At 52.3% G+C, this 20,796-nt stretch carries 17 protein-coding genes, 1 tRNA gene and 1 other RNA gene; 7 read left to right on the top strand and 12 right to left on the bottom strand.

The annotated features are described in order from the left end of the window. Nucleotides 1-21: 21 nt before the first annotated feature. The 9 genes from KTJ90_RS07855 to otsB form a co-directional block, all read right to left on the bottom strand. Entirely contained in the window at nucleotides 22-1,695 is a 1,674-nt protein-coding gene (locus KTJ90_RS07855) for a methyl-accepting chemotaxis protein (RefSeq protein WP_337027136.1), read from the bottom strand. Between the two features lie 162 nt (nucleotides 1,696-1,857). After that, nucleotides 1,858-2,355: a chemotaxis protein CheW gene (gene cheW, locus KTJ90_RS07850; RefSeq protein WP_003849145.1), complete on the bottom strand. Its 498-nt coding sequence runs from the start codon at nucleotides 2,353-2,355 to the stop codon at nucleotides 1,858-1,860. 23 nt (nucleotides 2,356-2,378) lie between these two features. After that, the gene (gene cheA, locus KTJ90_RS07845) at nucleotides 2,379-4,361 is read right to left on the bottom strand and encodes a chemotaxis protein CheA (protein WP_003849143.1); all 1,983 of its coding nucleotides are present in this window, start codon (nucleotides 4,359-4,361) and stop codon (nucleotides 2,379-2,381) included. 11 nt (nucleotides 4,362-4,372) lie between these two features. After that, the gene (motB, locus tag KTJ90_RS07840) at nucleotides 4,373-5,314 is read right to left on the bottom strand and encodes a flagellar motor protein MotB (protein ID WP_003849141.1); all 942 of its coding nucleotides are present in this window, start codon (nucleotides 5,312-5,314) and stop codon (nucleotides 4,373-4,375) included. Then, nucleotides 5,311-6,198, bottom strand: coding sequence for a flagellar motor stator protein MotA (gene motA / locus KTJ90_RS07835; RefSeq protein WP_003849139.1), 888 nt, complete (start codon nucleotides 6,196-6,198; stop codon nucleotides 5,311-5,313). Before motA ends, motB begins: the two co-directional genes overlap by 4 nt. A 132-nt stretch (nucleotides 6,199-6,330) precedes the next feature. Continuing rightward, nucleotides 6,331-6,909 (bottom strand): flagellar transcriptional regulator FlhC, encoded by a 579-nt coding sequence (gene flhC / locus KTJ90_RS07830; protein WP_003849136.1) that lies wholly within the window; start codon nucleotides 6,907-6,909, stop codon nucleotides 6,331-6,333. Continuing rightward, entirely contained in the window at nucleotides 6,906-7,259 is a 354-nt protein-coding gene (flhD, locus tag KTJ90_RS07825; protein ID WP_003849135.1) for a flagellar transcriptional regulator FlhD, read from the bottom strand. The genes flhC and flhD overlap by 4 nt, the downstream gene beginning before the upstream one ends. Before the next feature lie 1,041 nt (nucleotides 7,260-8,300). After that, nucleotides 8,301-9,737 (bottom strand): alpha,alpha-trehalose-phosphate synthase, encoded by a 1,437-nt coding sequence (gene otsA / locus KTJ90_RS07820; RefSeq protein ID WP_003849133.1) that lies wholly within the window; start codon nucleotides 9,735-9,737, stop codon nucleotides 8,301-8,303. Next, complete coding sequence (otsB, locus tag KTJ90_RS07815; RefSeq protein ID WP_003849131.1) at nucleotides 9,734-10,522, bottom strand: trehalose-phosphatase; 789 nt, start codon at nucleotides 10,520-10,522, stop codon at nucleotides 9,734-9,736. Before otsB ends, otsA begins: the two co-directional genes overlap by 4 nt. 453 nt (nucleotides 10,523-10,975) lie before the next feature. On the opposite strand from otsB, the gene eptA reads away from it, so the two are divergent. The 7 genes from eptA (at nucleotide 10,976) to KTJ90_RS07780 (ending at nucleotide 16,244) form a co-directional block, all read left to right on the top strand. Beyond that, nucleotides 10,976-12,604, top strand: a complete 1,629-nt coding sequence (gene eptA / locus KTJ90_RS07810; RefSeq protein WP_457173002.1) for a phosphoethanolamine transferase EptA — start codon at nucleotides 10,976-10,978, stop codon at nucleotides 12,602-12,604. Then, nucleotides 12,604-13,284 carry a two-component system response regulator PmrA gene (gene pmrA / locus KTJ90_RS07805; protein WP_110411332.1) on the top strand — a complete coding sequence of 227 codons (681 nt, stop codon included), beginning with the start codon at nucleotides 12,604-12,606 and terminating at the stop codon, nucleotides 13,282-13,284. Before eptA ends, pmrA begins: the two co-directional genes overlap by 1 nt. Continuing rightward, nucleotides 13,281-14,339 (top strand): two-component system sensor histidine kinase PmrB, encoded by a 1,059-nt coding sequence (gene pmrB / locus KTJ90_RS07800; RefSeq protein ID WP_008925381.1) that lies wholly within the window; start codon nucleotides 13,281-13,283, stop codon nucleotides 14,337-14,339. The genes pmrA and pmrB overlap by 4 nt, the downstream gene beginning before the upstream one ends. 307 nt (nucleotides 14,340-14,646) lie before the next feature. Then, entirely contained in the window at nucleotides 14,647-15,213 is a 567-nt protein-coding gene (locus KTJ90_RS07795) for a flavin reductase family protein (RefSeq protein WP_186336225.1), read from the top strand. A gap of 59 nt (nucleotides 15,214-15,272) precedes the next feature. Next, a complete protein-coding gene (gene msrA, locus KTJ90_RS07790) occupies nucleotides 15,273-15,806 on the top strand; it encodes a peptide-methionine (S)-S-oxide reductase MsrA (protein ID WP_003849120.1) in 534 nt (177 codons plus the stop codon). Between the two features lie 176 nt (nucleotides 15,807-15,982). Beyond that, nucleotides 15,983-16,070 (top strand) — tRNA-Ser (locus KTJ90_RS07785). A gap of 45 nt (nucleotides 16,071-16,115) precedes the next feature. Beyond that, a non-coding RNA gene (locus KTJ90_RS07780) (RtT sRNA) lies at nucleotides 16,116-16,244 on the top strand. 116 nt (nucleotides 16,245-16,360) lie between these two features. Here the strand turns inward: KTJ90_RS07780 and KTJ90_RS07775 are convergent. From KTJ90_RS07775 to phoH, 3 genes are all read right to left on the bottom strand, one after another. Continuing rightward, nucleotides 16,361-17,365 (bottom strand): LacI family DNA-binding transcriptional regulator, encoded by a 1,005-nt coding sequence (locus tag KTJ90_RS07775; RefSeq protein ID WP_476158584.1) that lies wholly within the window; start codon nucleotides 17,363-17,365, stop codon nucleotides 16,361-16,363. A gap of 93 nt (nucleotides 17,366-17,458) precedes the next feature. Next, nucleotides 17,459-19,372 (bottom strand): PTS sugar transporter subunit IIABC family protein, encoded by a 1,914-nt coding sequence (locus KTJ90_RS07770; protein ID WP_499026176.1) that lies wholly within the window; start codon nucleotides 19,370-19,372, stop codon nucleotides 17,459-17,461. Nucleotides 19,373-19,617: 245 nt separating this feature from the next. Continuing rightward, complete coding sequence (phoH, locus tag KTJ90_RS07765) at nucleotides 19,618-20,406, bottom strand: phosphate starvation protein PhoH (protein WP_499026174.1); 789 nt, start codon at nucleotides 20,404-20,406, stop codon at nucleotides 19,618-19,620. Nucleotides 20,407-20,796: the final 390 nt, after the last annotated feature.

Below are 20,796 nucleotides of genomic sequence, written 5' to 3'. Positions count from 1 at the left end.
CTCAGGATGCGCAACGGGACATCAGAAGGTTTCCCAGTGGGTATCACTGACGGGGGCCGTCAGGGCTTTGCGGGGGATCTGCGCAACCGTGGCTGGCGCGGCAATCGGCAGATGCTTTGTCAGCGTCTGCTGCACGGTGCCGCGTGTAATGTTGAACACCGACACGGCCTGGCTTAACCGGCTGGCCTGGTCTTCCAGCGAGGCGGCCGCCGCAGCGGATTCCTCCACCAGCGAGGCGTTCTGCTGGGTCACGCGATCCATCTCGGTGACCGCCTGACCGACCTGATCGATGCCGCGACTCTGCTCGTCCGACGCCGAGGCAATTTCACCCATGATGTCGGTGACGCGTGTGACGGCACTGACGATATCGCTCATGGTTTCGCCCGCGGTGCCAACCAGCTGCGAACCGACGTTGACCCGGCTCACGGAGTCATCGATCAATCCTTTGATCTCTTTGGCCGCCTGGGCGCTGCGCTGCGCCAGACTGCGCACTTCACCCGCCACCACAGCAAAACCGCGACCCTGCTCTCCGGCACGCGCCGCTTCAACGGCCGCATTAAGCGCCAGAATATTGGTCTGGAACGCAATCCCATCAATCACGCTGGTAATATCGGCAATTTTTTTCGAGCTGCCGGCGATTTCGCTCATGGTTTTCACCACGCCAGCCACAACGTTCCCGCCTTTCTCTGCGGTTTCGGAGGCGCTAAGTGCCAGCTGTGAGGCCTGGCGGGCGTTTTCAGCATTCTGTTTTACCGTGGCGGTGAGCTGCTCCATGCTGGCTGCCGTCTGCTCAAGGGAGGCCGCCTGTTGTTCTGTGCGGGCGGAGAGATCATTATTCCCGGCAGAGATCTCGCTGGCGCCGGTGAAAATCGCATCCGATCCTTCACGTACATTGGTTACGGTGCGCACCAGCGACTGCTGCATATCATGCAGGCTGGCCGCGAGCTGGGTCATTTCATTGCGCCCTTCCACCACGATCGGCTGGGTTAAATCCCCCCGGGCGATATGCTGGATGTGGTTAATGCTGCTGTTCAGCGGCGTTATGACGATTTTGCGCAGGCCAAACCAGCAGAGCACGATCACCGCCACCACCGCGGCCATAATGATGGAGAGGATCCACATCATACGGGTATAGGCACTGCTGTTTTCTGCCACACCCAGGCTGGTCAGACGACTCTGGTCGGCGCGCCACTCACGGTAGAGCGTCAGAAATGCACTCTGGCTCGGTGCGACCGGGGCTTTAGCGGCCGCGACCATGTCGTTTACCTGCAGCGCGCTCTGCAGGCTGCTCAGCGCGCCCGCATAGTCTCTGAAGCGCTGGTCAAGCTGGCTGCCGAGTTGCTCATCCATTCCTGGGGTTTCTGGCGTCTCTCTGAACGCCTTGTAGAAGCCCGCGGCCGCCTGCTGGAAACGCTGACTCTCTTCAAACAGCGTAGCAACATCCGCCGGTTTGCCTTCAAGTTTACTGGTGGCAAAACGCAGCTGAATGCGGGTCAGCAATACACGGCTCTGGTTAAGACTCATATAGGCATCATTAAGCCCCTGCGTATTTTGCATGGCAAGCTGTGACACGGCGAAGTTTTGCTTATCGTGACTTAATGCGGAGTAAAAGACAGAACCGGAGAAGGCCTGTAACAGCCCGAACACCAGCAACACCAGTAACAGGCTGGTGACAACACGGATTTTCGTTAACATGAGTAACCCTGAACAAAGTAGGTAATTAAAAAGTGACTCAGGGATTATCGGCAGGTGATCGCAGGAAATTAGGGAGGACGTAACTTTATTCTATGAATTTAAAGGGATTATCACATGAAGTAATTATCACGGGCCAGCCATAACTGGCCCGTGAAGATTCGATTACGCGCTACGCAGATTATCAACCAGCGCCATCTCGTCGCTGCTCAGCAGCTTTTCGATGTCGACCAGAATCAGCATGCGATCGCCCAGTGCACCCAGACCGGTCATGTACTCGGTCGACATGGTCACCGCAAACTCCGGTGAAGGTCGGATCTGATCCTGAGTCAGCGACAGCACGTCAGAAACGCCGTCAACCACAATACCAACCACACGATTTTCCAGATTCAGCACGATAACCACTGTGTTTTCATTGTACTCAACATCGGGCTGCGCAAACTTCACGCGCAGATCGATAATGGGCACGATGACACCGCGCAGGTTAGTCACTCCGCGGATAAAATCAGGGGTATTCGCAATACGTGTTACCTGATCGTAACCGCGAATTTCCTGAACTTTGAGGATATCGATGCCGTATTCTTCGTCGCCCAGCGTGAAGACCAGAAACTCCTGACCCACAGTTTCGCCAGCAATTTTTGTCACGGTTGCCATTCCATTCATGTTATTTACCCTTTCGTTATCAATCAGGCGGCAGCGCCAGCCACACGTTTTTCACGGTTAAGTGATTGCAGTGCTGAAACATCGACAATCAGCGCTACGCTACCATCGCCAAGAATGGTGGCAGCGGAGATGCCCGGCACTTTGCGATAGTTACTTTCCAGGTTCTTCACCACCACCTGATGTTGACCAATCAGCTGATCGACCAGCAGCGCATAGCGTTTGCCCGCGCTTTGCAGGATCACCACGATGCCCTGAGTGGCTTCGGTTTTAGCATCCTGCACATCAAAGACGTTCCACAACTCAACCAGTGGCAGATATTCACCACGGACTTCCAGTACGCACTCGCCACCGGCCATCGGTTTGAGATCTTCGGCACGCGGTTGCAGCGACTCCATCACCGCATTCAGCGGCAGAATAAAGACTTCATTGGCGACGCGAACGGACATGCCATCAAGGATGGCCAGCGTCAGCGGCAGCAGAATACGAATGGTCGTGCCTTTGCCCTGCTTCGAGGCGATTTCAACGTGACCGCCCATCTCCTGGATATTTCGTTTCACCACGTCCATACCGACGCCGCGTCCTGAAACATCCGTCACCTGCTCCGCTGTAGAGAAGCCTGGTGCGAAAATCAACATGCCGACCTCTTCGTCGCTCATGTTCTCATGGACTGGCAGGCCCGATGACAGTGCTTTTGCAAGAATACGTTCACGGTTCAGACCGGCACCATCATCAGAAACTTCGATGCAGATGTTGCCACCCTGATGTTCCGCTGAAAGCGTCAGGTTACCGGTTGCCACTTTACCGGCGACAAGGCGTTTCTCTGGCGTTTCGATACCGTGGTCAAGACTGTTACGCACCAGGTGTGTTAATGGATCAATGATGCGTTCAATCAGGCTCTTATCGAGTTCGGTTGAACTGCCCAGCAATGTCAGTTCGACCTCTTTGCCAAGTTTGCTTGCCAGGTCACGCACCAGACGCGGGAAGCGGCTGAAGACATATTCCATTGGCATCATACGAATCGACATCACCGATTCCTGCAGATCGCGGGCGTTACGCTCCAGCTGACCCATGCTGTTCAGCAGGTCGCCGTGCGCCACCGGATCGAGTTCGCCGGAACGCTGGGCGAGCATTGACTGGGTAATCACCAGTTCGCCCACCAGGTTGATCAGCTGATCGACTTTCTCCACGGCTACGCGGATGCTGGTGGATTCGCTTGATTTAGCCGGCGCTGCAGCGCGCTTAGTTTCACGCTTTGCCGCTGCCACAGGCAGTTCGGTGACGGTCGCGGTGTGAACCTCTTCCACCACAGGTGCGGCGGGAGCGGCGACGGCAACCGGCTCAGCAACAGCGTCATCAGCGGCCGGGAAGCGAATTTGCGCTTCGTCAATGACGAAACAGAGCACCGCCACGATGTCATCTTTACCGACGCCATCAATGCAGACGTCCAGCATGTTGCTGCCCTTCTGCACATTGGTCAGCGTGCCCAGATTACTCATCTCTTCCAGCATCAAATCGACCTCTTTCTCTTTGAGATCGATCAGCTGTACACGCAGGCCGCTGGTGCTGGCGGGCTCTGCGCTGGCAGTGGCAACACTGGCCGGTGCTTCAACCGGCAGACCTTTGGCCTCTAACGCCAGCTGGCGCAGCGCTTCACAGATATATTTGAAGCTCTCCGCGTTAGGCTCCTGCGCGGTTTTATAAGCATCGAGCTGTTCCTGCATAATATCTTTGGTTTCCAAAAACAGGTTGATGATGTCGGTGCTGAGCTGCATCTCGCCGCGACGAGCACCATCCAGAATGTTTTCCAGGATATGAGTCGTTTCCTGCAATACCGTAAAACCAAAGGTTCCGGCCCCACCCTTTATGGAGTGAGCGGCACGGAAGATGGCGTTAAGCTGTTCCGAATCTGGCTCCTGTGGGTCCAGACCCAACAGGTGTTGTTCCATATCCGCTAATAGCTCATCGGCTTCATCAAAAAACGTCTGGTAAAAATCGCTGATGTCCATACTCACGGGAATCACCTCGGCTGTGAGGGGGCTGCTGTATTCACCGCGCTGCCTGGTGTTGCAGGTGCGGTAATCTGTTCAATCGCCGCCGGATCGCTGATCTGGACGGCATCACTTTCTGCGTTCTCTTTTTCAATTGCCGCTTCGGTGTCGTGGTTCAACACCAGCAGGCTAATGCGGCGGTTTACTGCATCATTCCCGCCACGATTTTTCAGGCTCATGGTGTCGGCCATGCCTAACACCCGTAAAATCTTGCCACTGTCCAGACCGCCAATAACCAGTTCACGGCGTGAGGCGTTCGCACGGTCAGCCGACAGTTCCCAGTTGCTGTAGCCTTTATCACCGCTGGCATACTGAAAATCGTCAGTATGTCCGGCCAGGCTGATGCGGTTCGGGATGTCATTAAGGATGGGCGCTATTGCACGCAGGATATCGCGCATATAAGGCTCCACCTCGGCCCGACCGGTTTTAAACATCGGGCGGTTCTGACTGTCGATAATCTGAATACGCAGCCCCTCTTCCACCATGTTGATGATCAGATGCGGGCGCAGCGTTTTAAGGCGCGGATCCGCTTCGATCAACTGGTCGAGCTTTTCACGCAAACGGTTAAGACGAATCTCATCCAGCTTGCGTTTCTGGGCATCCATATCGACAACTTTATTAACTTCACCAATCTTTTTCGTCGGATCGTCACCGCCGCCAGGGATTGGACTGGTACTGTCGCTGCTGCGTTGACCACCGGTAATCGCAACTTTAAGAGGTGTTTTAAAGTAGTCTGCAATCTGCACCAGCTCCTGCGGGTTGGCGATAGAGAGCAGCCACATCACCATAAAAAAGGCCATCATCGCCGTCATAAAGTCGGCGTAGGCAATCTTCCACGATCCGTGGCTGCCTTCATGGCCTTTATGTTTGCGCTTTTTGATCAGCACAATTGGGCGATTGCCGTGTTTCATGAAGCCTCATCTGACGTCTGTTTAGCCGGGTTCTTGGCGTTACGCACGTGCTCTTCCAGTTCGCTGAACGATGGGCGCTCGGCGGAATAAAGCGTCTTGCGACCAAACTCCACCGCGATTTGCGGCGCGTAACCATTCAGGCTCGACAGCAATGTCACCTTGATGCACTGCATCATCTTGGTGGTTTCCGCGCACTTCTGACGCAATACTGACGACAGCGGGGAGACAAACCCGTACGCCAGCAAAATGCCCAGGAACGTCCCCACCATCGCATGCGCGACCAGCGCACCCAGCTCAGCGGCCGGACGGTCAGCAGAAGCCAGTGCGTGAACCACGCCCATTACTGCTGCGACGATACCGAATGCAGGAAGACCATCACCGACTGCAGCAATACTTTGCGCTGGTACGTCACACTCATGTTCGTAGGTCTCTATCTCTTCATCCATCAACGCTTCGATTTCAAAGGCGTTCATGTTGCCGCTCACCATCAGACGTAAATAGTCAGTGATAAAATCGACTAACTGTTTATCGGCAAGAATACGAGGATAATTAGCAAAAATTTCACTCTGGCTCGGATCTTCAATATCCCGTTCCAGCGACAACATCCCCTGCTGGCGCGACTTCGCCATCAGGCGATAAAGCAGCGCCATTAAATCCATGTAAACGGCTTTATTATATTTGGAGCCGCGAAATAATTTAGGCAGCGCTTTCAGCGTTTTTTTAATCGACTTGCCATTGTTGCCGACTAAAAAAGCACCCGCACCGGCACCGCCGATCATTAATAATTCAGCAGGCTGATAAAGCGCGCCAAGATGGCCACCTACCAGCGCATATCCGCCCAACACGGAGCCTAAAACAATCAGGTAACCTATAATTATCAGCACAAAAAATCCTTACGTCCGTAACGTGTTGGTGGAAGTTAAGCCAGAGAGCTGCAGGTGCTATTCCTGAACCGCAAGCAAAAAAAAAGCAGCGGTATTAACCGCTGCTGGATGGCTTCCACAATGCGAACAAATTTAAACGGCGTGTTTAACCTGTTCATCCAGCAGTTGTGGAAATATATCGGCAGGTTCTGCAGAAAGTTTACGTCTTTTTACGGCACGTGATGGCGGCTGGCACAGGCTGCAGGTAAAGCTGCCAACCGGCTGATGCGCATGGTTAATAAAGCTGCCGCTGCAGCTCTTACAATCCGCCAGTTCCAGCATACCGCTATCAACAAATCGGACCAGGGTCCAGGCTCGAGTCAGCGCCAACAGTGGGCCCTCGTCCGATTGAGGACACTGTTCAAGATACAGGCGGTAAGCTTTAATCACGGCATCTACGCCGCTGCACAGGCCAGTTTTCAGTAAAAACTTCCAGGCGTTACAGAACATCGAAGCATGGATGTTCTGCTCCCACGTCATAAACCAGTCCGTGGAGAACGGCAGCATGCCTTTCGGTGGCGGACTGCCACGTAATTCTTTATAGAGCTTGATCAGACGACCACGACTGAGCTGGGTTTCACTCTCTAACATCTGTAAGCGTGCACCCAGTGTGATCAACTCCATTGCGAGCTGAATATCACGTGCTTCCTGAACAATACTTTTCTCACTCATGACATTGCTCTCTTTTTAGCAGGCGCATCATCTTTAGACGCATTACGCAGTAAACGGCTGGATAATAAAATTCCTGTATGGATTTGCTGTAAATCATCCACGCGAGATTCCTGCGTCAGCCGACTAATGCTGCTGCTGTCGGTAAAACGAAATTGACAAACCAGTTGATTGGTTTCTGCCATTTTTACCATTTCAGGCAATGTTAATTCAGATAATGCGTTCGCCATTTTCTCGTCAATGCCGAGGCGAAACATCGCTGAGGCTTTATCCTGGTTAATTAAGCGCTGTGCCAGCAGTAAATAAGACAAGTTGAGATCGTAAATATGTTTCAGTACTTCAGAGGTGCCCATTATTTTTCCATCCTGAGAGATGCGACGTAACTGTATCGCAGATAAAACTCTGCGGTTCGAGCTGCTGTTTGTTAAATCAAAAGATGGCAAAAAAAACTTCACATATAATTAATGTCACCGTTTTCGCCTTCTGTTTTTTGTGGGTTTCAGACCCACCGAAGGTCGAAAATCCATGCCATTCTATTTTCGAGTTCTGGACATCTTCCGTGACATCTTCTTACGTTTTTTAGGACTAATCCGAAAACAAGGCAAATCTATATCGTCTGATTTCGACATACAACGACAGCGACACGTAATTTTAGATAAAGTGTGACGTAGATCACACTTTTAAGGCAAATTTCTTCAGCAACCCTTTACGATTTCTTACCGACCGGTCATTTTTTGCTCAAAAAAGAGCAATTTTAAGTCCAATTGGTCCTGAGAAAGGTTTAATAGGGGGTAAAATCATCGCTATTCGACGCTTTGAGCAGTCCGGAATGAATATCGGGTGTTAATCGTTTTAACACCCTATTTAGAACCAGCCAAACACGCGTTATCAGAAGATTGTGCTGGCAGGCGGTGCGCGTAATTGCTGTTAAATTAGTTACTTAACGGGAGTATCGCAGCAGGTAAGTAATGAAACCGTTAAGGTTTATACGGCAGTACGCGAATTTTCTGACAACGGGTGTTAACAGTTGCAGGGATGTGTCCGGGCTGAGATATCCGATGTAACAAGGGGTTACATAAGAATGTCGAATGAATTAACGAGGAGTTATAGGTTGGCACTAATACTATCGGCAGCCTGTCGGAAAACTTGAGTAAAGAAGGTAAATAAAGCGGCAGGGGCCGTGCTGACGGGGTTTGGGACATGGTGGGCGTTGCAGGGATCGCAGGGGTTGCAGGAATCGCGCCACTCTGCGCACTCACGGCAGGCACTAACGCCTGCTTACCACATACGGTCCTTAACAGATGCGGGGCGGCTTTTCTGTGAGCGGTACCAAAAAAAGCAGCGAAACCCTGACTCGGGTATCGCTGCTTTTATCATCTTAACCTGGACTCAGATCAAGCCAGTTTTGGGAAGGTTGCAACCTTGTTGGCCGTGTTGTGGTCAACGCTACGTGGGTCGATGCGTTCCAGGTCTTTCAGGAAGCTTTCACGCCATGCGGTAATATCATTCTTACGCAATACCGCCATCATGTCGTTGTAGCGTGAAATCCTTTCGGTACGCGGCATGGTAATCGCCTTGTCCAGTGCGGCGGCCACTTCATCACGGTCATAAGGATTGACTATCAGCGCTGAGGTCAGCTCATTTGCTGCCCCGGCAAAGCGCGACAGCACCAGTACGCCTGGATCGTCCGGGTCCTGCGCAGCAACATACTCTTTGGCCACCAGGTTCATCCCATCACGCAGCGGCGTCACCAGACCGACATCGGTGAGGCGGAAGATCTTCATCAGCAGGCGACGGTCGAAATGCTGGTTAAGATAGTAGAGCGGGGTCCAGCCCAGCGTTCCGTACTTACCGTTGATGCGCCCTGCTTCGGTCTCCAGCTGATGACGGATATCCTGGTACGCCTGCACATCGCCACGCGAAGTTGGGGCGATCTGCGAATAGCGGATCTTGCCGCGATGCTCCGGGAAGTTTTCCAGCAGCGCTTCATAAGCCAGGAAACGCTCCGGAAGACCTTTGGAATAGTCGAGACGTTCGCAGGCAATGATGTTGCGCGCATCGCCAAGCTCTTTCTTCATGGCAGCCATTTTCGGCGGCAGCGGTCCTTCGGCCATCTCTTTAATGCTGTCTGGCTCAATCCCGATCGGATACACCTCCGTCATAAAGGTGTTGCCAAAGGCACGATGCTTTTTGTCGCCCTTATTCTGTAACTGCGTGAGCTGACTGACGCTGTCAAGGAATGCCACCCGATCGGATTCGGTCTGGAAGCCCAGCAGATCATACTCACACAGCATTTCCAGCAGCTCTTTGTGTGGTGGCAGCGCGTTAAAGATTTCAGGCGTCGGGAACGGAATATGCAGGAAGAAACCGATGCGGTTATTGATGCCTGCGCGACGCAGTGCGGCGGCAAACGGTAAAAAGTGATAATCGTGGATCCAGACAATATCATCAGGCTTGATCAGCGGTTTTAAACGCTGCGCCACCGAATCATTGACGTCGCAATACCCTTCCCACGCTTCACGCTGGAACTGCACCAGGTCGAGGCGATAATGGAAGGCAGGCCAGATCACTGTATTGGAGAACTGACAATAATAGAGATCGTAATCGTTTTGGCTCAGCGGGAACGAGGCATATTCGATACCTTCATGTTCCTGAACCTTGACGTCCTCTACCTCCTCGCCAGTGAACTCGCTGATTTCACCGTTCCAGCCAAACCACATTCCACCGGTGCTTTTCAGAGCATCGAGAATGCCGACGGCCAGGCCGCCAGCACTGGTTTTAGACCCATCTGGCATGGCGACACGGTTAGAAACAACCACTAAACGACTCATAACCTAAACTCCTTACCGACGTTGTCTTGCTCTAATAGTAATAATGTTTTTTCCAGCCAGCCGTAAACCGCATCGACATCACTAAGCCGATAATCGGCCTGGCTGAACCCTTCGCCGACTTTGACAGAAACGCCCTGTCGTTCGTTGACGGCCAGAAAGCCCTTCTCATCAGTGAGATCGTCGCCAATAAAGACCGGCGTACGTCCGGCAAAAGGGGACTGCTGCATAAAGTCGCCTATTGCGGCGCCTTTATCGATACCTGCTGGTTTGATTTCTACCACACATTTTCCCGGCTGAAGCGCCAGTCCCGGGAAACGCTTTACTGACTGTTCGGCCAGTCGCATGACATCCTGCTCATGCTGCATCGCCTGACGATAATGAAGCGCAAAGGCCATGCCTTTGATCTCCAGTTGAGTGCCTGGCCACGCGGCCATGGCCGCCTGCAGTTCGGTTCTGAGCGGTTGCTCAACCTCAGCCGGCAGGCTGATGCGATGCAGATTACCCTCGGCATCACGGCGTTCAGCACCATGCACACCCGCGGCCGGGCCGTGCAGAGGCGCGGCCAGCGCATCAAGTTGTTCTATGGGTCTGCCAGAAACCAGCGCAAGTGCACCCTGTGAGAGTGCAGACAGTCGCTGCAGTTGCGCAATGACCTGCTCAGGAATAAATACCGCTTCGGGACGGGACTGTATCGCTGCCAGCGTGCCGTCGACATCAAAAAAGAAGGCGTATTGCCCGCTGCTTAATGTCGGGTACCTGGCATGGGTATCTGCCGCTTGAGTCACGTTACTTCTCCTGAAAATCGAATTTTAATAAAACATTGAGTTAAAACAAGAATGTCCTGACGCAGTCAGGTCAGCAAGCGGGAAATTCTGATAAAACGGTGATTGAGGGATAAAACGCGGTGATTGAATAGGTCACACTCCTCAAACTTGCAAGCGCATTGCTGACAATACTGGCTAACTGAGAACATCTTCACATTAAGTGTAGTCATTAACAGGGGTTATGCCAGAAATATGCAGTTTTCATGCCAGCCGCTGCGGTTAAGACAGCATAACAGCGCACTGCACATCTGTTTTTTTTAGCTTTACGGGCCTTCGCCGATCCACTGTTCGCTGCGGCCGTTGTTGTATCGCTGCCTCACCAGCCAGCCACATTCAAACCTTAAGTTTCTTAAGGTATTCCTAATATTGAAAGTGCATTCTCGTGACACTTTTATTACTTTGGTTCCTGCTCACATGGCGTTAACCCTTAAAAGGCCGCTAATCAGCCGCCTTACGTTGTTGATTCTGGCTGCGGTTTACATCGCGATTTTCCTTAATATTGCCTATTACCGTCAGGTTCTGACGATAATGCCGCTGAACGACCTGCATACCACGCTGGTGTTTTTATCGATGCCGCTGGTCGCCTTTAGCGTCATTAATATCGTGATTACACTGGCCTCGTTTATCTGGCTGGATCGCCTGCTGGCCGTGCTGTTTATTCTGCTCTCCGCGTCGGCACAATATTTTATTCAGACCTATAACATCGTGGTCGATCGCTCGATGATCACCAACATGATGGACACCACGGCTTCGGAATCCTTTGCGCTGATCACGCCAAAGCTGCTCGTGACCCTGCTTAGCTCAGGGGTGCTGATGGCGTTGCTGGTGTTCTGGCCGCGAATCAAAAAGCAGCGGTGGCGCGGCGTGCTGGCGCGACTGCTCAGCGTGCTGCTCTCAGCCGCACTGATCGTGCTGGTCGCCCTGCTCTTCTATAAAGATTACGCCTCGCTATTTCGCAACAACCGCGAGCTGGTTAAAGCGCTTAGTCCTTCTAACAGCATTGCGGCGACGCTCTCCTGGTATAAACACGAGCAGCTGCAGAACGCGCCGCTGATTCGTATCGGTGAAGATGCCCACCTGCAACCCAGCCGCAGCAGCGGCAAGCCGAATCTGACGATTCTGGTGCTGGGTGAAACCTCACGCACGCAAAACTTCTCGCTGGGCGGTTATGGCCGTCTTACCAATCCCTTACTGGCGAAAGATGATGTGATCTATTTCCCGCACACCACCTCGTGCGGCACAGCTACGGCGGTTTCCGTGCCGTGCATGTTCTCTAATATGCCGCGCGCACATTATGATGATGTACTGGCCGCGCACCAGGAAGGATTGCTCGATGTCATTCAGCGTGCCGGGATCAGCGTGTTGTGGAATGAGAACGATGGCGGCTGTAAAGGTGCCTGCGATCGCGTTCCACATCAGGATATGACCAGCCTGAACCTGCCTGGCATGTGCATTGAGGGTGAGTGTTATGACGACGTGCTGTTCCACGGTCTGGATGAATACATCAGTCAGTTAAAAGGCAATGCGGTGATCGTGCTGCACACCATTGGCAGTCATGGTCCGACTTACAGCCATCGCTATCCGCCGCAGTTCCGTCAGTTTGAACCGACCTGTGATACCAATCAGATACAGGACTGTTCGCAGCAACAGCTGATCAATACTTATGACAATACGCTGGTCAATGTGGATCATATTGTCGATAAAGCCATTAACGTACTGCGTGCGCATCAGGATCGCTTCACCACCAGCCTGGTCTATCTGTCAGACCATGGCGAATCGCTGGGTGAAAACGGGGCTTACCTGCATGGCCTGCCCTATGCTATTGCACCGGATACCCAGAAACATGTGCCGCTTCTGATCTGGCTTTCCGATGATTATCAGAAACGCTATGCCGTTAATCGCAGTTGCCTGAATAAACTGGCGGCGACAGACGAATTTTCACAGGATAATCTGTTTTCAACCATGCTGGGATTAACCGGCACCGCGACTCACGAATATGTGCCAGCGGATGATATTTTGACGTCGTGTCGGAGCCAACCTTAATGAAGATACTGATTGTTGAAGATGATGCTCTGCTGTTGCAGGGTCTGATACTGGCGCTGGAAGGTGAAGGCTATGTCTGTGATGGCGTGACGCGCGTGCGGGACGCTGAAGCGCACTTCGCCAGCGGCCTCTATAGTCTGGTGGTGCTGGACCTTGGCCTGCCGGACGAAGATGGCCTGCATTTTCTGATACGACTGCGTCGCCAGAAGCAGATGACACCCGTGCTGATTCTGACCGCGCGCGACACCATCAACGAGCGGATTGCCGGACTCGACGCGGGTGCTGACGACTATCTGATTAAACCGTTTTCGCTGGATGAGCTGCTGGCGCGTATCCGCGCATTGATCCGCCGTCACGTTAATCAGGGCGACAGTCATGTCAGAGTGGGTGCGCTGGCACTGGATATGACCCATCGCCAGATTATGCTTAATGACGCGCTGCTGGATCTGACGCCTAAAGAGTTTGCGATTCTGTCACGGCTGATGCTCAAGGCTGGAAACCCGGTGCACCGTGAAATTCTCTACCAGGATATTTACAACTGGGAGACCGAGCCTTCTACTAATACGCTGGAAGTACATATCCATAATCTGCGTGACAAAATTGGTAAAAGCGCGATTCGCACCGTGCGCGGCTTCGGTTATGCGCTGGTAACGCAGGATGGCGTTCGTGAGGCAACATGATAAGAGGTTTCGATCACCGTAGTATGCGCTTTCGCCTCATTCTGGCTATCGGCCTGATTCTGCTGGTCTTTCAGATCATCAGCGTGATCTGGCTATGGCATGAGAGTAAAGAGCAGATTCAGTTTCTGGTGGAAGCGCAGTTGCAGAAACGTAACATGGACAGTCACGTTAAACGTGAAATTCATGAAGCGGTAGCCAGCCTGGCGGTGCCTAGTCTGGTCATGATTACTCTGACGCTGTTGCTTTGCTATCAGGCGGTAAAATGGATTACCCGGCCGCTTTATCAATTGCAGCGTGAACTGGAGAGTCGCAGCGAAGAAAATCTCGAGCCTGTCGCCTGTTACAGTCAGGTCCATGAGATCGATGCCGTGACCCAGGCGATCAATCAGCTGGTCGCGCGTCTGAACAGCAGCCTCGAGCGCGAACGGTTGTTCACCGCCGACGTCGCGCACGAGTTGCGTACGCCGCTGGCGGGATTACGCCTGCATCTGGAATTAATTGAGCGTAATAGCGATGTCAAAGTTCAGCCGCTGGTGCAGCGCCTGGATCAAATGACACACAGCGTGTCGCAGTTGCTGAATCTGGCGCGAGCCGGGCAGTCGTTTACCTCTGGTACCTATCAGAACGTCGGGCTGATCGAAGATGTGATCCTGCCGATGGAGGCGGAGCTGAGTATCATGCTGGAGGCGCATCAGCAGACGCTGTTGCTTGATTTGCCGCAGGAGCAGTTTGTGCGCGGTGATGCCACGCTGCTGAAGATGTTGTTGCGTAACCTGGTAGAGAATGCTCATCGCTACAGCCCGGATAACAGCACGATCAGTGTGCAGCTGCTCTCTGCTCCCGACCTGATGTTGGTGGTGGAAGATGAGGGACCCGGTATCGATGAGAGTAAAAGTGGCGAGCTGAGTAAGGCATTTATCCGCATGGACAGTCGTTACGGCGGTATCGGACTTGGGCTGAGCATTGTCAGCCGTATCGTCCAGCTACACCGGTTTCAGTTTTTCCTGGGGAATCGTCGCGACCGAAGCGGGTGTCGGGCCGTCGTTAAATTTTAAGCAGTAAACCAGGCTGACAGGAAAAGAACAACGGTGGCTGCGGCAATCAGGAATGCAGCATATTCACTCATCGGACGTGAAGCAGTAACAGGAAGAGAGACAGGTACAGTTTTCATAATATTATCCTCACTTAGAGCGGGCAGTATCGCGACTGCATATTAAGGAAACCTTAAGGTCGCGATACTGCAGTAAAATGTCAGCGCTCTTCCCTCCGCTATCAACCTCGCATTTCTGACCATTGAGGCTCCTGCTCTCCGCGCCGGGTGCTCTACACTTAATGGCACCCTTACGCTAAAGGAGTTATGTCATGAGCCAACGCATGCACAAATATGCTTTCCCGGTCAGTAAAGCCCGTAAATATCTTGAACCCGGGCCGGTGCTGCTGCTCAGTTCACAGTACAAAGATCACCATGACATCATGACGCTCGGCTGGCACACGGTGATGGAGTTCTCGCCCTCCCTGGTCGGTTGCGTGATTGCTGGCATGAATTACAGCCATGAGCTGATTCGGAATAGCGGTCAATGCGTGCTGAATATCCCTTCGGCCTCACTGATTGATGAAGTTGTAGGGATTGGCAACAGTCACGGCGACCAGCTGGATAAGTTCGAGGCTTTTGGCCTCACGCCAGAACCGGCTCAGGTCGTGGGCGCGCCGATGATTGCCGAATGCTTTGCCAGCTTTGAGTGTCAGCTCTATGACGATTCAATGGTCGCTAACTACAACCTGTTTATTTTTGAGATTGTGAAAGCCCATGTCGCTGAGCAGCCGGAATATCCCACTACTCTGCACTATACCGGCGAGGGCCGGTTCAGCGTGATGAGCGAGAAAATAGTGGACAGGAGCAGAGATTTTAAACCGGAGATGCTGATCTAGTTGAAAGCGGTCTGTCGCGCCCCCATTCACTTCTTTCGACCTGACAGGAGTAAATTATTATGGCTATCGAATATGCAGTTATCGCCGGCGGCTGTTTCTGGTGTACCGAAGCGGTGTTTAAAGATGTGATCGGCGTAGAGTCGGTTGAAAGTGGCTATACCGGTGGTGCCCGTCCTAATCCGACTTATGAGCAGGTCTGCAGTGGTGCAACCGGTCATGCAGAAGCCATCCGCATTGGCTTTGACCCGGAGAAAGTGACCTACGGCGATCTTCTGGATATCAGCTTTGTGACGCATGATCCGACCCAGCTTAACCGTCAGGGCAATGATATCGGCACCCAGTATCGCTCGGCGATCTTCCCGGCCAACGCAGAACAGGAAGCAGAAGCGCGCGCCGCCATTGCCCGTGCTCAGGCTGACCATGATGTGCCGGTGGTAACCACCATTGAGCCGCTGAAAGAGTGGTACCCTGCCGAAGCCTATCATCAGGATTACTGGGAAGGCGCGGGCCAGCGCAACGGCTACTGCATGGCGGTAATCCCACCGAAGCTGCAGAAACTGCGCAAAAGTTTCGCGAATCGGGTGAAGAGCTGATTTAGCCTTTAACGAAGCAAAATATGCGACATAAATCCCCGGTTTTATGTCGCAGTAAATCGATTCGTTCAGAGCTTAAGCGAATAGATCAAAAGAGAAAAATAGTGCTTGACCCTTTTCAGCCGACTCCCTATAGTACCGCCCCGTTGACCCAGCGCGGTCGGCGAAGTAAATGTGGTGAGGTGTCCGAGTGGCTGAAGGAGCACGCCTGGAAAGTGTGTATACGGCAACGTATCGGGGGTTCGAATCCCCCTCTCACCGCCACATTCTGAAGAAGAGCCTGAACGTTTGTTCAGGCTTTTTTTTTGCATATTGCAAAGAGAGAGGGGTATGAGAACCCCCGCCGGGGTTCGACAACGGGCCATGCCCGCTGGACAGCGGAGCCTGCGACGCTGCCCGAAGGGTGAGCGCAGCGAATCAATCCCCCTCTCACCGCCACATTCTGAAGAAGAGCCTGAATGACGGTTATTGTGAGAGCCGCACACCTTTAAATGCAAAGTCACAGCCTTAAATTAACGCATGGCAGACACAAGTCCTGGCGCCTGCCACCAGCATCACACCGCCACAGCCTGCGGCGTCACTGAATCCCGGCTTACCAGCGTTCCCTGATGAGAAGACGGGACGCTCTCATCGGGATGCAATAAAATCTTAATCGCATCCTGTATCATTTCATCAATAGGCACACGAACAGTCGTTAGAGAGGGTGTGTAATACTTTCCAATCACTGAGTCATCAAACCCGGCAAGTGAAATATCGCCAGGTATAGTTTTGCCCGCGTCCTGAAACGCTTTTGCCACACCAATGGCCATGTCGTCATTGGCCGCCAGCACGCAGGTGAACGGAATATTGCGCGCTAATAGCTGGAGTCCGGCGTCGTATCCACTCTCCGTGCTCCAGCTACCCTGCACCACTAATTGCGGATCCGGCTCGATCCCCGCGTTCAGTAGTGCATTACGATAGCCCTGTAAACGACGCTCACCTGTCGGTGAATCATTGCATCCCGATATAAACGCAATCCGGGTATGCCCATGCGCCAACAGATGCGCCATCATCTCTTCACTACTGCGCTGATGGTCGGTGAACACACAGTGGCGTCGATTTCTGATGAGTTCACGATTAATGACCACTATCGGCGTCTGAATTTTATCGACAATATCATCCAGCTCACTGACTGAAAGATACTTGGGGTAGAGCATAATCGCTTCGCAACGGAGCTCAATAAGTAAGTCAATCGCATTGCGCTCGTCCTGAGCACTGTGTTTACCGTCCGCGAGCACCAGCTGACGGTTTTGTTTCTCGCTGAGCGTTGCCGCCTGATAAACCAGGCTTGAAAAAAACGGCCCGTTGTATAATCCGTTAGTGATAACCAGCCCAATCGAATGCGTTTTATTAGTAGAAAGGTTTCGTGCCAGCAGATTAGGTCGATAACCCGTATCAGCTACAGCCTGCATAATTCTGGCTTTCACCTCTTCGCGCACAAAAACCTTGCCACTTAACGCACGCGATACGGTGGCTTTTGATACACCAGCCACCCTGGCGATGTCCTGTATTGTGACCATTAATGAACCTCAATCATTGGATGGCTTAAACCACCCAGGATGAACCAGGCTGTAAAGTGAGATACACATTAATCGTATCGACTAAAACCGGGGTCATTTAACCTGTGCGCGCCCAGCCCCCTCTCTTTGTGTCATAGACATCAGCGGCATCCCTGGCCCGATGGGACCCTGAGACTGATATTCTGTTAAAATAAAGTCTTCGCTATTCACCACCAGGACGGGTGTTGTCAGGTCATAGCCTTCACGTTCAATGCAGTCTTTGTCGAATTCAAGAAGTGGCGTACCTGCTTTAACAACATCCCCCTCTTTTACCAACGGTCGGAAATATTGCCCCTGCAACTCGACCGTATTTAATCCAACATGGATCAGCAATTCGGCGCCATTATCACACAATAACCCGATGGCATGATGGGAAGCGATCAGGGATTCCACCCTCGCATTACAGGGTGCCACCACTTTTCCCGCGGCCGGCTTAATGGCGATACCGTCACCCATCACCTTACCGGCAAAGACCTCATCAGTAACACTTTCCAGCGCGAGGACCTCTCCTTTTAACGGGCTTAGAATATCAATCGCCTGACCACTCGCCGCTGTGGATGTTGCCTGCGGGGTGGATGCCAGAGGCGCAGACTCTTCTTCATCGATGGGATCGTCGAAGCCTACAAACTGCACCATCAAAATAGTCAGCACTATTGTCGTACCCGCACCTGCAAGCTCACCAATAAACGACATCGGCGCATCAGGACTGATGGCATTAACCAGCGTAAACAGACCCGGCAGTGCAGCATACGCGTAGTAAAGGCTACCGAACAGGCTGGCAACAACGGCACCAATTGCCCCGCCAATACAGCCACAGATAAAGGGTTTTTTAAAGCGCAATGTCACGCCATAAATCGCCGGCTCAGTGATGCCAAAAATAGCGGTGACGCCGGCAGAGAGCGAAGTTGCTTTTAACCGCGCGTTGCGGGTTTTCAGAAAGACACCTAACACTGCCGCCATCTGACCGATAACCGCGATAGTCTGATAAGCCTGGAAGGAGTCATGACCCTGCGTATCGAAGTTCGCCATAATGACGGGCGTAATACCCCAATGAACGCCAAAAATAACGATTATCTGCCAGATGCCTCCAATTACCGCGGCGGCCAGCATGGGCGCAGCATGGAACAATGCGTTATAGCCATTTGCTACCGCCAAAGCCGCCCATGTGGTAATCGGACCAATAACGATCAGAGTCAGCGGCACAATCACCACAAAGCAGATTAATGGGGTAAAAAGCGGACTGATGACCTCTGGTAACCACCTGACTACACGATGTTCAAGCCAGGAGAGTGCCCAAACCAGAAACAAGGGAGGTAAAACTGAAGAGGTATAAACTGTTTCAGAAAGCGGGAAGAAAAGGAAATTGATGCTTTCTCCCCCGGCAATGCGCGCTGCCAGCGAAGTCCAGTCCGGACTAATTAACGCACAACAACACAGGACAGCAATAAACGGGTTACATTTAAAATGCCGTGCGGCCGTAATCGCGATAAATACGGGCAAAAAAGCAAACGGCGTCCAGGACATGAAGTTGAGTACAGCAAATGTACCGGTTGTTTTAATATCAACATTAATCAAACCCAGAACAATCAGCAGTCCCTGAAGGATACCTGCCGCTGCAAGAATATAAACAATAGGCGCAAATACCGCCGACATCGTGGCAATGACCGCATCCAGTTTGCGTGTTTTTCCCAGCTGTTTCGGTGTTCCTGTCTCTTTAACCAGGCCGGACATTGCATTAAACACATCGGCGACATGGGTACCGATCACAACCTGAAACTGCCCGCCACTCTCAACTACGGCAATGACACCTGACAGACGTTGCACGTTACGCTTCGCCTCAGCGGGCGTTTTAACAAGCACCAGCCTTAAACGCGTGGCGCAGCGGGTAAAACTTTGGATATTCTCTTGCCCACCAACTTCATGAAGAATATCGCTTGCTAACTTATTGTAATCCCTGATGCCTGTCATATTTTTTCCCTTTCATTGTCACTGACTACACCGTCTGAAAAAGTGAAAATATTTGCATGGCAATCTGGAAACCTGCCATGCAACCGGTTTCACGGTATCCTGCGAGATATTTCATGCAACCGGTTTCATGGGAAAATGAGAGTGAAATCACTTATTAGATGAGAATGAATTCTGTTGAGGGATTGCCTGAAAAGAAAACCCGGCCGAAGCCGGGTTTGGGCGCTACACTTCTACTCAATCAAACGCTAGCTATACGCGTGCAGGGTGCGCTGACACAGCGCAGAACGCACACAATCCTCTTTGACAAAGCGCACAATGCCAACCATCTCGTCCTCTTCAAAACGCGCCAGCGCGTCCGCGAGACCGGAAGGCACCCCAGCGGGCAAGTCGCACTGGGTAATATCGCCGTTAACAATGACTGTGACGTTTTCGCCCAGTCGGGTCAGGAACATTTTCATCTGCGCGGCGGTAACGTTCTGCGCCTCATCCAGAATCACCACAGCATTTTCAAAAGTGCGGCCTCGCATGTAGGCGAAAGGCGCAATCTCTACCTTGGCAATTTCCGGACGCAGACAATATTGCATAAATGATGCGCCAAGACGTTTAACCAGAATGTCATAAACCGGGCGGAAATAAGGGGCGAATTTCTCAGAAATATCACCGGGCAGGAAACCCAGATCCTCATCTGCCTGTAGTACCGGGCGCGTAACGATAATCCTGTCGATATCCTTATTAATCAGGGCCTCAGCTGCTTTCGCAGCACTGATCCAGGTTTTACCGCATCCGGCTTCACCGGTTGCGAAGATCAGCTGTTTCGTTCCTATGGCATTAAGATAGTGCGCCTGAGCTTCATTACGGGCCTCAATCGGTAACCGGTCACGCGTATCACGCGCCATGCCAATTGCATCCAGTCCGCTCATATGCACCAGCGAAGTGACCGACTCTTCTTCGCGCTGACGATGACTGCGAGAGTCACTGCGAAGCACTCTTCTTGCTTCACGACGCGCTTTGATCACTGCTTTCTGTCTTCCCATAGTGGCACCTTTCAGTTGGTTTCATTTCCCGCGCGAGGTCGTTGACCCGTTGCGATTACGTGAACGCTTTAGAGGTTTCAGTTGGCTTCCTTTAGAGCCATGACAGGACAGGATAATGGGTATGCAGCAACACAATGACGTGGCTGAACACCGGATAAAACAGGATGCGATAAGACAAAAGAAATGGTTGAAGGAAGGGAGAAATAACGAGGCAGAATTGCCCTCGCGGTCAGGCGCAATTTATTTAGTGACAGTGACTTTCCATTAAAGACTCGACCCATTCGCGAACTCCAGTGTGATACATCAACACATACGATTACGCCTGTTTAATAAATTGCACCATTTTGTTGGGCCTTTGCAACAGTAATTTTACCTGCTGGCAAAGGAATT

It is taken from the genome of Pantoea jilinensis (genome assembly GCF_019104105.1).
Classification (GTDB): Bacteria; Pseudomonadota; Gammaproteobacteria; order Enterobacterales; family Enterobacteriaceae; genus Pantoea; species Pantoea eucalypti.
This window is presented reverse-complemented; position numbering and strand designations above follow the sequence as displayed.